This window comes from Pseudoalteromonas sp. A3, assembly GCF_025942345.1.
In the GTDB taxonomy this organism is placed as follows: Bacteria; Pseudomonadota; Gammaproteobacteria; order Enterobacterales; family Alteromonadaceae; genus Pseudoalteromonas; species Pseudoalteromonas atlantica.
Genome location: NZ_JAPCKL010000001.1, coordinates 148,622 through 162,032, shown reverse-complemented (window position 1 = coordinate 162,032; position 13,411 = coordinate 148,622). Strand labels below are relative to the sequence as shown.

General features: G+C 40.3%; 13 protein-coding genes. 6 read left to right on the top strand and 7 right to left on the bottom strand.

The genetic code is table 11. The features are described from left to right. The first annotated feature begins 44 nt into the window (after positions 1 to 44). Positions 45 to 263: a translation initiation factor IF-1 gene (gene infA, locus OIZ54_RS00720; RefSeq protein ID WP_002962494.1), complete on the top strand. Its 219-nt coding sequence runs from the start codon at positions 45 to 47 to the stop codon at positions 261 to 263. A 245-nt stretch (positions 264 to 508) separates the two neighbouring features. Here infA and clpA read toward each other — a convergent pair whose 3' ends face one another. Both clpA and clpS read right to left on the bottom strand, forming a co-directional pair. Continuing rightward, entirely contained in the window at positions 509 to 2,770 is a 2,262-nt protein-coding gene (gene clpA / locus OIZ54_RS00715; RefSeq protein ID WP_004586753.1) for an ATP-dependent Clp protease ATP-binding subunit ClpA, read from the bottom strand. 68 nt (positions 2,771 to 2,838) lie between these two features. Then, entirely contained in the window at positions 2,839 to 3,147 is a 309-nt protein-coding gene (clpS, locus tag OIZ54_RS00710) for an ATP-dependent Clp protease adapter ClpS (RefSeq protein ID WP_004586754.1), read from the bottom strand. 209 nt (positions 3,148 to 3,356) lie between these two features. Here clpS and cspD point away from each other — a divergent pair, with 209 nt between their 5' ends. After that, a complete protein-coding gene (gene cspD, locus OIZ54_RS00705; RefSeq protein ID WP_004586755.1) occupies positions 3,357 to 3,575 on the top strand; it encodes a cold shock domain-containing protein CspD in 219 nt (72 codons plus the stop codon). Between the two features lie 448 nt (positions 3,576 to 4,023). Continuing rightward, positions 4,024 to 6,246: an NADP-dependent isocitrate dehydrogenase gene (locus OIZ54_RS00700; protein WP_055253781.1), complete on the top strand. Its 2,223-nt coding sequence runs from the start codon at positions 4,024 to 4,026 to the stop codon at positions 6,244 to 6,246. A gap of 282 nt (positions 6,247 to 6,528) precedes the next feature. On the opposite strand, the gene OIZ54_RS00695 is transcribed toward OIZ54_RS00700, so the two are convergent. From OIZ54_RS00695 to OIZ54_RS00685, 3 genes are all read right to left on the bottom strand, one after another. Then, the gene (locus OIZ54_RS00695) at positions 6,529 to 7,773 is read right to left on the bottom strand and encodes an amidohydrolase family protein (protein WP_264389407.1); all 1,245 of its coding nucleotides are present in this window, start codon (positions 7,771 to 7,773) and stop codon (positions 6,529 to 6,531) included. Between the two features lie 10 nt (positions 7,774 to 7,783). Then, entirely contained in the window at positions 7,784 to 9,166 is a 1,383-nt protein-coding gene (locus OIZ54_RS00690; RefSeq protein ID WP_004586758.1) for an amidohydrolase, read from the bottom strand. 100 nt (positions 9,167 to 9,266) lie between these two features. Then, positions 9,267 to 10,052 carry a hypothetical protein gene (locus tag OIZ54_RS00685; RefSeq protein WP_264389406.1) on the bottom strand — a complete coding sequence of 262 codons (786 nt, stop codon included), beginning with the start codon at positions 10,050 to 10,052 and terminating at the stop codon, positions 9,267 to 9,269. 250 nt (positions 10,053 to 10,302) lie between these two features. Here OIZ54_RS00685 and OIZ54_RS00680 point away from each other — a divergent pair, with 250 nt between their 5' ends. Further along, complete coding sequence (locus OIZ54_RS00680; RefSeq protein ID WP_054982616.1) at positions 10,303 to 10,668, top strand: DUF3718 domain-containing protein; 366 nt, start codon at positions 10,303 to 10,305, stop codon at positions 10,666 to 10,668. Between the two features lie 49 nt (positions 10,669 to 10,717). Here OIZ54_RS00680 and OIZ54_RS00675 read toward each other — a convergent pair whose 3' ends face one another. Continuing rightward, positions 10,718 to 11,410 carry a hypothetical protein gene (locus OIZ54_RS00675; RefSeq protein ID WP_055253787.1) on the bottom strand — a complete coding sequence of 231 codons (693 nt, stop codon included), beginning with the start codon at positions 11,408 to 11,410 and terminating at the stop codon, positions 10,718 to 10,720. 109 nt (positions 11,411 to 11,519) lie between these two features. Between OIZ54_RS00675 and OIZ54_RS00670 the strand changes: the two genes are divergently transcribed. Continuing rightward, on the top strand, positions 11,520 to 12,383 hold the full coding sequence (locus OIZ54_RS00670) for a fructosamine kinase family protein (protein ID WP_264389405.1): 864 nt from the start codon (positions 11,520 to 11,522) through the stop codon (positions 12,381 to 12,383). A 197-nt stretch (positions 12,384 to 12,580) separates the two neighbouring features. After that, positions 12,581 to 12,784 (top strand): CPXCG motif-containing cysteine-rich protein, encoded by a 204-nt coding sequence (locus OIZ54_RS00665; RefSeq protein ID WP_004586763.1) that lies wholly within the window; start codon positions 12,581 to 12,583, stop codon positions 12,782 to 12,784. Here the strand turns inward: OIZ54_RS00665 and OIZ54_RS00660 are convergent. After that, on the bottom strand, positions 12,781 to 13,407 hold the full coding sequence (locus OIZ54_RS00660) for a riboflavin synthase subunit alpha (protein WP_126007261.1): 627 nt from the start codon (positions 13,405 to 13,407) through the stop codon (positions 12,781 to 12,783). The genes OIZ54_RS00665 and OIZ54_RS00660 overlap by 4 nt on opposite strands. Positions 13,408 to 13,411 lie beyond the last annotated feature (4 nt).

Below are 13,411 nucleotides of genomic sequence, written 5' to 3'. Positions count from 1 at the left end.
CAAAATCTGCAGCGTTTAACTATTAAAGAGGTGTTACGCTAAACATGGCGAAAGAAGACGTAATCGAAATGCAAGGGACAGTCCTTGATACTTTACCAAATACAATGTTCCGAGTTGAGCTAGAAAATGGTCACGTAGTTGTGGCTCATATTTCAGGTAAAATGCGCAAAAACTATATCCGTATTTTAACCGGCGATAAAGTAACGGTAGAAATGACTCCTTACGATTTATCGAAAGGACGTATCGTATTCCGTGCTCGCTAAGTGCGTAAACGAGATTTAGTTTTTGGCTAGTGAATAACTAGCTTAAAGCGTTTATTAAATGTAATTGATGGTACTGACTAGCAATTACATTTAATAAACAAAAAACCCAGCTTTTGCTGGGTTTTTTGTTGCCTATAAAAAAAGCACAAAAAAGCCCACGCGTATCGCGCAGGCTAGTTTATATACCCATCCGCATAATTAAGTTATTTATTTTGCGGATGGGTACTATAAGTGAATACACTTATTTAAGCGGGTGTTAAATTACTTTCATAGTCAAAGTTAATTTTCTTATCTTTAACTGATACTTTAACAGTACCGCCATCAACCAGTTCACCAAAGAGTATTTCGTTAGCCAATGGCTTTTTAAGCTCATCTTGAATAACACGAGCCATTGGACGTGCACCCATTGCTTTATCGTAGCCTTTATCTGCTAACCACTCTCGGGCCTTAGAGGTCAGCTCAAGGTTAACTGACTTCTTATCTAATTGTGCTTGCAACTCAACTACAAATTTATCGACCACTTGCAAGATAACGTCTTTTTCAAGGTGGTTAAACCAAATGATATTATCTAAGCGGTTTCTAAATTCAGGTGAAAATACCTTGTTAATTTCACTCATTGCATCGTGCGTATGATCTTGCTCGGTAAAGCCAATCGATTTACGTGTGGTTTCTTGCACGCCGGCATTGGTTGTCATAACCACCACTACGTTTCTAAAGTCAGCTTTACGACCATTGTTATCGGTTAACGTACCGTGATCCATTACTTGCAGTAATATGTTGTAAATATCTGGATGGGCTTTTTCAATTTCATCCAATAATACAACTGCATGCGGGTTTTTAATAACGGCTTCAGTAAGTAAGCCGCCTTGTTCAAAACCAACATACCCAGGAGGCGCACCAATTAAACGGCTTACTGCATGGCGCTCAACATACTCTGACATATCAAAGCGGATAAACTCAACGCCCATACATTTAGCGAGCTGTTTAGTAACCTCGGTTTTACCTACACCCGTTGGCCCCGCAAATAAGAACGAGCCCACTGGCTTATCTTCGTTTGCAAGCCCCGAGCGAGATAAACGAATCGCAGATGTTAACGCGTCGATAGACTGATCTTGCCCAAACACTAACATTTTAAGATTACGATCAAGATTTTTAAGCGTTTCTTTATCGGTAGATGACACACTTTGAGCTGGGATACGCGCCATTTTAGCAATAATCGATTCAATATCTGATACACCAATGGTTTTTTTGCGTTTAGAGCTTGGCTGCAAACGTTGGTTGGCACCGGCTTCATCTATTACATCAATGGCTTTATCAGGTAAGTGACGCTCATTAATGTATTTAGCACTTAGTTCAGCAGCTGCTTTTAATGCTTTTTGCGTGTAACGAATACCATGGTGTTCTTCATAACGCTCTTTTAAACCATTTAAAATTTTAGTGGTATCGGCCACACTTGGTTCAAGTACATCAATTTTTTGGAATCGGCGTACTAACGCACGGTCTTTTTCAAATATATTTTTGTATTCATTGTAAGTGGTTGAGCCCATACAACGTAACTGCCCGCTTGAAAGCAGCGGTTTTAGTAAGTTAGAGGCATCCATAACACCACCCGATGCAGCACCTGCACCAATAATAGTGTGTATTTCATCAATAAATAAAATTGAATTAGGTTTTGCTTGTAACTCTTTTAATAAGCTCTTAAAGCGTTTTTCAAAGTCGCCGCGGTACTTAGTACCGGCAAGCAATGCGCCCATATCAAGCGAGTATACAACAGCATCGGCAATTACTTCAGGCACTTGTTCATTAACAATGCGGTACGCAAGGCCCTCTGCAATGGCTGTTTTACCTACCCCTGCTTCACCAACAAGCAGTGGGTTATTCTTTTTACGACGACATAAAACTTGCACGGTGCGCTCTACTTCGCTGTCGCGCCCTACTAATGGGTCAATGTTACCGTCTTTGGCTTGGGCATTTAAATTAGTGGTAAAGCTATCTAACTTACTTGCCTCTTCGTTTTGAACCTCTTGTACTTCTTCATGAATGTCGTCAGTGTCATCTCCTAACTCATCATCCGTTTTAGAAATACCATGAGAAATAAAATTCACTATATCTAAGCGAGAAATATCGCTTTTCTTAAGTAAATAAACCGCTTGGCTTTCTTGTTCAGAAAAAATAGCAACGAGCACGTTAACGCCTGTAACTTCGTTTTTACCAGATGATTGAACATGAAAAACCGCACGTTGAAGCACGCGTTGAAAGCCCAGTGTTGGTTGGGTTTCGCGTTCTTCTTCTAAATCGGGAATAACCGGTGTGGTTTCGTCTATGAATTCTAATAGTTCGGTTTTTAAACCAGAAATATCAACACCGCAGGCGTTTAGCGCTTCGCCTGCTGAAGGGTTATCTAAAAGCGCAAGTAAAAGGTGTTCTACCGTCATAAACTCATGGCGGCGTGTACGCGCTTCACGAAACGCGGCATTTAACGTTAGTTCTAAGTCTTTGTTTAGCATTGGCAACCCCTTACTGAGATAATTATTTTATACCACAACAATGAGATGATTGATCACCTAATTGGTATTTATTCCTGCTCACAACTACAAAGCAGTGGATGCTCGTTATCCCGTGCATAACGGTTAACTTGTTCCGCTTTGGTATGGGCTACATCGGCGCTAAATACACCGCATATCCCTTTACCTTTTTCGTGAACTTGTAGCATCACATCAGTTGCTCTATCGCTATCCATATTGAAAAACGTCATTAGAACTTCTATTACAAAGTCCATTGGCGTGTAGTCGTCGTTATTTAAAACAACTTTGTATTTTCGCGGTGGCTGCAGCTTTTGCTTTTCACTATCGCGAACTGTGTCGATGACACCTGAATCTTTCATACCACTCATAATTAAATATAGTCTTGTCTTTAGAACTCAAGCAAACTTGAATAAAAAATAAATTAAATGTTAAAAAAATACCACAAAACACTTGACTGACTGGCCAAATAAACTACAGTCAGAAGTAGATTGATTAATCCTTAGTCAGTCTAGCAAATTATACGGTTTAGAATAACTAAATTAGTCAACTTATAGAAGGATGTAGAAGTATGGCTTGTGGTAAAGTCAAATGGTTCAACAACGCCAAAGGTTTTGGTTTCATCGTAGAAGACGGCTGCGAGAATGATATTTTCGCTCATTACTCAACGATTGTAATGGACGGTTATAAGACACTTAAAGCTGGTCAGGATGTAACATTCGAGCTAGAACAAGGCCCTAAGGGCTTACACGCTAAAAACATTGCGCCTAACGGCGACATTTTAGAGTGATCAAAATTTGTTCGACTAAAGCGAGCGACCTAATTTAGATCCTCGCTTAATTCCCCACTTACCATTCAACTCTCTTCTTATTACTAAATTGCTCCTGTACACGCTAAATTCAACCCTTTTCCTTGATTTTATTTTATATACCCCAATGTTCTAACAGTTACCTGCTAATTAAGGCTGTTCAAAAGCGCAAGCGCTAGCCCTTTTTAAACAAGCTTGTTACACTCTTGTTGCTAAATTACGCGGTTACATTTTAGCTTATGCTTTTACGCGGCTAAAATACGTGTACTTTGCAACCTATAAAAATCAGTTAGTCAGGTGTGACTATTCTGCCTTTTGGCATATTAAGAGTACCGACACCTAACAAACTGCTTGTTAACGCAACCATGCGCTAATGAGTTTCTTTGCATTGTTGAATACGGCCACTGCGGCCTACTATCTAGGAATGATGATGACATCAAAAATTATCTACACTAAAACGGACGAAGCTCCGGCGCTAGCAACCTACTCGTTGCTACCAATTATCCAAGCCTATACAAATGCGGCAGGTGTTGAAGTTGAAACTCGCGATATCTCATTAGCAGGTCGTGTAATTGCAAACTTCGCTGATTACCTTACTGAAGAGCAACGCATCGGCGATGCGCTTGCAGAGCTTGGCGAACTTGCAAAAACACCCGAAGCAAACATCATCAAATTACCAAACATCAGTGCGTCTGTACCGCAATTACGCGCTGTCATTAAAGAGCTTCAAGAAAAAGGCTACGCACTCCCAGAGTACCCTGCTGAGCCTAAAAATGATGAAGAAGCTAAAATTAAAGCAACTTACGACAAAATTAAAGGCAGTGCTGTAAACCCAGTATTGCGTGAAGGTAATTCAGATCGTCGTGCACCAGGTTCTGTTAAAGAGTATGCACGCAATAACCCTCATTCAATGGGTGCGTGGAGCAAAGACTCACAATCATACGTTGCAAGCATGAGCGAAGGTGACTTCTTTGGTTCTGAGCAATCTGTAACTGTTGATGCAGCAACTGATGTACGTATTGAGCACGTAGCGACTAATGGCGATGTGACTGTACTTAAACAAAGCACGCCGCTAATTGCTGGCGAAGTAATTGATGCATCGCGCATTAGCGCAGCTAAACTACAAGCGTTTTTAGCAGCAGAAATTGATGCAGCTAAAGAAAAAGGCGTATTATTTTCGCTTCACATGAAAGCGACAATGATGAAAGTATCTGACCCTATTATTTTTGGTCATGCGGTAAAAGTTTTCTACAAAGACGTATTTGCTAAACACGGCGAGCTTTTTGAAGAGCTAGGTGTTGATGTAAATAACGGTTTAGGCGACGTTTATTCTAAAATTCAAACATTAGATGATGCTAAGCGCGAAGAAATTGAAGCAGACATTCAAGCGGTTTACGCTGAGCGTCCTGCTATTGCAATGGTTGATTCTGACCGTGGTATTACTAACTTACACGTTCCAAGCGATGTGATCATTGATGCGTCTATGCCTGCTGCCATTCGTTCAAGCGGTCAAATGTGGAACAACGACGGTAAACTACAAGACACTAGCTTTGTGATCCCAGATCGTAGCTACTCAAGCGTTTACCAAGCTACAATTGATTTTTGTAAAGAAAACGGCGCGTTCGATCCTACCACTATGGGTAGCGTACCAAACGTAGGCCTAATGGCTCAAAAAGCAGAAGAATACGGTTCTCACGATAAAACGTTTGAAGCGAAAGCGGATGGTTCTATTCGTGTTGTTGATGCAAATGGCACAACATTACTTGAGCACACTGTTGAGCAAGGCGATATTTGGAGAATGTGTCAGGTTAAAGACGCACCAATCCAAGATTGGGTTAAGCTTGCTGTAAACCGCGCACGTGCTACGGGCGTACCAGCTATTTTCTGGTTAGATGAAAACCGTGCTCACGATGCAGAGCTTATTAAAAAGGTAAACAAATACTTACCAGATCACGATACTGATGGCCTAGACATTCAAATTTTAGCACCGCTTGAAGCAACTTTATTCTCATTAGCGCGTATTAAAGAAGGTAAAGACACTATCTCTGTAACGGGTAACGTATTACGTGACTACCTAACAGATTTATTCCCAATTTTAGAGCTGGGTACCAGTGCTAAAATGCTTTCTATTGTGCCACTAATGAACGGTGGTGGCTTATTTGAAACTGGCGCAGGTGGTTCAGCACCTAAGCATGTTCAACAGTTCGAAAAAGAAAACCACTTACGTTGGGATTCGTTAGGCGAGTTTTTAGCACTAGCGGCTTCGCTTGAGCACCTAAGCGTCAATACAGGCAACAAAAAAGCACAAGTACTTGCTGACACACTAGATAAAGCAACAGGTACGTTCTTAGCTGAAAACAAGTCGCCTTCACGTAAAGTAAAAGAAATTGATAACCGTGGTTCTCACTTCTTCTTATCTTTATTCTGGGCACAAGAGCTGGCAAAGCAAGACGAAGACAGCGAGCTTAAAGCGCAATTTACACAAATTGCGAGCGATTTAGAAACGCAAAAAGAGCAAATCGTAAGCGAGCTTAACGATGCACAAGGTCCTTCAATGGATATTGGTGGTTACTTCCAACCAAATGATGATGCAGCGTTTAAAGCAATGCGCCCAAGTGCAACATTTAACGAAATTTTATCTAAATTAGTATAATTTTAGATTAAATTAAAAAACCGCTTACGTTTAAAGTAAGCGGTTTTTTTGTGCCTGTAATTTATATAATAGCAACCCGCAGTAATACTTAACCATTTGGCGGGGCTACACATGTCGCTACCTGCGTTAAAAAACCTCCTGTATAACAACTCAATAGCGATTTTTTTGCTTAGCTTTCAACACGTTTTTTCAGCCTCAAAATAATCCCCTTAATTAAGCAATTGATACAAAAAAGCCGCTATTTATAAAATAGCGGCCTTTAAATAATTAAAGCTATATTAATTATTTTGTATAAGCTCGCGGCATAGATGACTCAGTGGTATAACGCTCACGCAGTTTATCTTGGCGCGACTGCGTAGATATTTCTTCACCGTTAATAATCATTTTACTAACGTGTGAGCTTAGCTCAAACGGGTCGTTGCTCCACATCACTACATCAGCGGCTTTACCAACTTCAATGCTGCCGGCATTAATATTAAACACACTCGCCACATTAGATGTAACGGCCTCTAATGCGCCTTGTTGGCTCATCCCATATGATACGGCATTGCCTGCATCAAATCGAAGTTGATAAATATTATGACTGGCATCGCCACCCACAGTTAAAATAACTTTTACCCCAGCTTTTTCAAGCGCGGCTGCGTTATCTAAACTGGCATGTAAAGAGTCAAAGCTTGAAGGTAAGCTATCCATAGCACTCATAATTACTGGTACTTGCGCTTTAGCAATCTGCTCTTTAACAACAACAGCATCTTGTGCACCATTGAGCACTAAATTAATACCAAATTGCTCTTTAACTTTAAGTAGCTCAATAATATCAGCCGCACGAGATACACCCACTACAAGTGGCATATCGCCGCTAAGTACTTTAACCATTACTTTATCTTCAGTACTTGGGGTGCTGTCGTCGTCTTTTTTAGGCTTTTTAGCTGCTTTTGTTTGGTGCTCTTCAAGCTTATTAATTAGCGTTTGCAATGTAAATGCGCGCGAGCCCTTACTGCGCTCACCTAAATAAACCACTAATGCAGCTTGTTTTTGTATGTCGCCTTGTAAATCACCGCTTAAATCAACCACACTTGCTAAGCCCGAAAAAATACTATCGCCACCGTGCGGGGTAATTACATCGCGGGTTACACCGCCTTTACGTGCATACGGGATAAGGCTTGAGTGAGCGTTATAAGCAAGGCTTACATCAAAATCAATGCCTGCTTTTTCTTCGCCTGCATCGCGTGAGCCTGCAACTGCACTTACTTCCACTAAGCCAAGTTGATTAATGCTAGCAATAAAACCTGGGGTTACAATTTGCCCATTCGCATCAATAACTTTATCTGCTTGTACTTGCTGTGGATTAATAGCGGTAATTTTACCGTTATCCATAACAATGCTGGCGTTTTCTAAAACGCCTTGCTCGGTTGCCGTATGCAGCGTGGCATTAATAATAGCAAGCGATTGTGCATTGGCTGCACCTGAGGCTAATAGTCCGGCAGCAACCAGAGATAGCGAAAACGAACGTGATAAATTTTTCATTCTGGGCTCCTTATTGTTGGCCTAACATAAAATCACTTTGTGCTTGAAATGCGCTATCGTTTCTATCGTAAACTTTTGCGCCATCAATAAATACTTGTTCAGCTTTTGCGTAAACGCTAAATGGGTTTTGGTTCCAAATAACCACATCGCCTTGCTTACCTGCTTCAAGCGAACCAGTTTTATCTTCAATACCTAATGATTTAGCCGCGTTTGAGGTGATCCACTTAATCGCGTGCTGCTCCGAAATATCAAAGCCATTTTCGTTTGCACGGTACATTACTTTACCCGCTTCTTGGTTTAAGCGCTGAATAGTGGTGTCTGAGTCAGAATGCACAATGGCACACGAATTTTTTACCGCATCAACAATAGCTACGTTTTCTTGAACCATGTCGTAGGCTTCCATTTTAAAGCCCCACCAATCTGGCCAAAGTGCAGCACACGAACCATTTTCAGCTAATAAATCTGCAATTTTATAAGCTTCTACACCGTGATGGAACGTACCTGCGTGATAGCCAAATTCTTTTGAAAGATCGATCATCATCGCCATTTCTTCAGCTTTATAACAGTGATTATGAATTAACACTTCACCTTCAATGACCGCTCGAAGAGTATCGTGCTTAATATCGCGAACTGGTGCTTCTGGGTTTAAACCTGCTTCGTAATCGGCGTCGTACTTATCCCATGCACGTTTGTACTCTTGTGCTTCTGCCCATGCCATACGGTAACCGGCCATGTTACCCATACGGGTTGAAGGCAAAGTACCTTGGCGACCATATACGCGTTTTGGGTTTTCGCCACAGGCCATTTTTAAACCATTAGGCGCATCAGGGAATTTCATTGCTTGCATGGTATGCGCAGGAATGTTTTTAAGTGTTACGCCACGGCCACCAAATAAGTTTGCTGAGCCTGGTAAAATTTGTAGTGAAGTAATACCGCCTTCGCGCGCGCGGTTAAAGCCAGGATCTTGAGGCCATACCGAATGCTCTACCCACACCTCAGCAGTATTTGGGCTGGTCATTTCGTTTCCGTCTTGATGAGACTCAACCGATGGGCTTGGGTAAGCTCCTAAGTGAGAGTGTACGTCAATAATACCTGGGGTAACCCATTTGCCCTGTGCATCAATGGTTGCATCTGCATTGGCCGATAAGTCTTTACCTACTTGTTGTACTTTACCATCAACAAGTAACACATCGGCGTCATCTAAGCGCTCGCCAGTGCCAGTAAGTACTGTTGCATTGGTAATTAATGTGCTTTTACTTGCAAGCGGTGTGTAGGTGCTTGGGTATGGGTTTTTATTAATGGTGATTTTTGCATCTTGTGGGCCGTTTTCTTGGCAGCCAACAAGGGCAGCAGCTAAACCAACTGCTAACAATGAGGGAGCAAATTTTTGCATGTTGTTAGGTTCTCCTGTTTTTTTGCTACTTTAGCTAAAGCGGCGTAATAAAGCTAAAAAAACAGGTAAAAAAGCGATTAAATGAGTTAAACAGCTGTAATTATTTTTTTATATAATTGTTATACAGCTTTTCAAGTGCGCCTTCGGTTGTAAGCGATGGGTCTTTGTTTATAAAGTGTTTTACGGTGCGAGTTACAAAGTCTGAGTTTTGCTTATGTTGCTTAGCAAAATCCTTAATTAATGTATTGCCATCGCTTGCTGCTGTTACTTTATCATGGCGATGACGATACTGGCTAAGTGCTCTATTAAAGTCGCCGTTATAATCCTCTACCAATATTTTATAAAAGTCACTTTTTTGAACTTTAAGTACGTTAATACAGTAATTTAACGCGTTTTTAAAGTCGGTAAAAACGGCGCCTTCTACATCAAACTCTTTGGTTTTTTCGCGTACGGTCACGCGGGCTTCTTCGGTGGCATATGTAAAGCCTGTAAACGCTAAACGCTCAGATGCCTCTTTACCTAATTTCATACCCGCTTGAATGCTGTGCGCAAATTCGTCACTCATTTCACTTAATTCATTTTCTTCCCACATGTTATAAACACGCAGCGCCTTAGCGTACTTATTAGAGAGCTTTTTTTTAAGTTTTGTAAAACGCTCATCTATCGTCATTAGCCTTTCATTATGCAATAAGGCATGGCACTCATAACACGCGGCAATAGAGACAAAGTCGGCCTCTTCGCCTAAATCAATAATGCTCTGTAGCATATGTAACGGCGGGCAATGATCGCGCTCTGTGGCTTCGCATCCACAATAAAAACATTGATTAAAATGCTTGTGCTCGCAGGCATACGCTTGCTGGTAATAGCTGGCTAACGTTTTGCTCACTGGTTCTCCTAAAAATTAAGCGCGTAAATAATGGGGGCGATAATAGCAGGCTGAGAAAATATGTCAGTAGCTATAAAATAATTTTGCCTAAGTGTGTCAAAAAACACATTTATTAGGGCTTAAATTCAGTCACCTAGCTTAAGTGTGTATTTTTAAACATACCTGCTTACACCTTGTTGCGTTTGGTTAACAGCTTTTTAGTTTAAATCGCTCAATAATAAAGCTGAACCACAAACAATGAGGACTAATTATGAACACGTTAAAAGCTACTTTATGCACAACTATGGTACTAGGCGCAACTTTACTAATTGCAAAACCAGCATTAGCCACCCAATTTGTCGCGGCCGATTCATCGCCAGGTACACAGGCTTGTATGGCTGTTGCAGCAAATAAATCGTACGTAGTACGTAAAGCGTCACGCGATTTAAATATAAGCAAAGCGGTAATGAGCAAAAAGCTGCACTGTAATAACTTATCAATGGGCGATTTTGTTACTTTGTATAACCTTGATAAAAGCGCAAATTATTTAAATATTGATACCAGTACTCGCACATCAATTAAAGATTTAGCTAAATCGTACAACCCAGAAAAAGTAATCATCACAGGGCCAAAATAGTATGGAGTTAACACAAAATTAAGCCTGCTTTGTAAGCAGGCTTAATTTATTAAATAATGGCCGCAATTAATCCAAATAAACCGCCAAACACACCGCCCCATACTACTAGCCAGCCTAAATGCTCACGTATCATAGTTTGCATAATGTCTTTAACCATTTTAGGGGTGAGTTCATTTAAGCGCTCATCAACTAATTTAAGTACCGTAGCATGTAAGCTTTGTGCGCTATTCCCTTGCGATAACGTATCGTTTACTAGCGCTTTAAAATCGTCTGTTTGGCTAATTTGCGCAAGTGATAGCTGCATTTTTTCAATAAACTTTTCTCGCATTGGCTCTATAGCCGCTGTGCCACCAAACATACCTAACATACTGCCAAACTGAGATTGCTCTATTACTTGAAGTAGGTTGTCGAATGCAGGGTTTAAATCAACCTTAGTAATAATGCCCTCAAAGTCGATATTAGGTTGTGCTTTGCTAAGTAGGTTATTAATTTTTTGCTCAGAGAAAAACTCAGTCAAAATTAAATTACGAATAGCCACTTTAAAACTTTCAAATTTTAGAGCAATAACACCCGAGCCATATAATAAAGGTACTTTTTCAAATAACATATGAACAGCCAATAAGTTTGTGACAGCACCAGATAGCGCAAATAACCCCACCGATAACACAATAGCGTGGTTAAAAAAGTAGCCTATAACTACACACAAGACAGCAAGCAAATTGGTGATAAAACTTTTGTTCATTGTTACTCCATTAGCATTTTTTATATCGTTAATTTTACAACGATTAGTTTGTTAAATTAATACTTTTTTGCCATAGTTTAAGTATCTGTTTAAAAGGCGAGCAATTGATATGTGGAAAACAGTAAACGAGCACATTAGCCAAGCCATTCATTATGACTTTAAACATACTTACAAACGTCAGCTGCAAAGTACAAATACCGATAAACTCTATCAACTCACCGATGGAAAACACAATTACCTGGTTAAAATTGCCCTTAAAAGCGAACTAGATCGTCTAGAAAGCGAAGCTATAGGACTTAAGCAGCTCACCCAAAATAGTGTTTTTATGGTGCCCGACTGCATTGTAACAGGTGCTAATATTGAATTTTCGTTTATTGTACTCGAATGGTTAGTACTTGATAAACAGCCCCATACGCATTGGCACGATATGGGTAAACAACTGGCTAAGCTGCACCAAAAGCACGACCAAGCAATGTTTGGCTTTGATGGAGATAATTACCTAGCCACCACCGTGCAACCAAACCAATGGCATAAAAAATGGGACTTATTTTACGCAGAAGAGCGCATAGGCTGGCAACTGCAACTATTAGCCGAAAAAGGCATTCAGCTTGTAGAGCCTGAGCTATTAATTAATTTGGTAAAAGAGCAATTGCACAGCCATATTGTGGAGCCCTCTTTAGTACATGGCGACTTTTGGCGAGGAAATATGGGCTTTATTAAAAATGTACCGACCTTATTTAATCCCGCTTGTTATTACGGAGACCGCGAGGTAGATATTGCAATGAGCGAGCTATTTGCCCCTTTACCTGATGATTTTTATAACGCTTATAACGCGCAATACCCATTAAGCGAAAACTATAAAAAGCGCAAAGCAATATACCAACTTTACCCTATTTTAAATCACGCAAATATATTTGCAGGGCACTATCTTACTCAGGCTAAGCAGCATATTGATGAGCTGCTATCGCTTTAAATAATAACGCCTCATAAGACGTAAAATAACTGTCATAATCGTTGCTTCAGCACTATATTTAAAAAGGATGTTATTTAGGCTCAATACCTTGTTGTTTAGTTCAGTTTTGAGCCATCAAGTTGTTGCTAGTATAACTGCACAACTTAATTAACGCGTATCAACAAGTTAATTCTTACCTTGGTACTATTGGAGTGATTATGAAAGATTTTTTATCACAACGTATCACGTGTCCACACTGTGGCAACCACATACACCTAGACATTGACGCAAGTATGGGGGATCAAGACTACGTAGAAGAATGCAGTGCCTGTTGTAACCCTATTCATTTAAACATGCACATAGACCATGCTCATAAAAAATTAGAGTTACACATAGACAGCGACGATGAACAAATTTTTTAGCCTTGGTGGCGTAAGTAATTTTCTACCGTGTTAATAATCGTATAAGTTTGCTGATCAACTTCTATATTTAGTTCATCACCCACTTGAGCGTTGCCTAAATTTGTAATGGCCAGCGTTTCGGGGATCAGGTGTAACCAAAACCCCTGCTCGTCAATTTCGCCCACGGTTAAACTTGCGCCATTTATTGCTACAAAGCCTTTGTACAAAACATACTTTTGCCATTTAGTAGGTAAGCTTAACTGAATTTTACAGTTATTTTGTTGCTTAACTATTTGCCCAATTCGGGCAGTGCAGTGTATGTGCCCCGACACAATATGCCCACCTAATTCAGTACCAAAGGTTACTGAGCGCTCATAATTAACTAAGCTACCTAGTGCAAGCTTGCCTAAATTCGTTAGTAATAGTGTTTCATCAATTACATCAAAATGTACTTGCGCCACTACATCGTGGTTACTTAATTCAACTTTAACCACCGTTAAACAACAGCCATTAATTGCAATGCTCGCGCCTAAATCTAAATGTTTAACGTATTCATCACCTACCGATACAACCAAACGTAAAACCCCTTCGGTATGCGTGGTAGATACAACAGTAGCTTGAGTTTGAACGATTCCTGTAAACATAAAA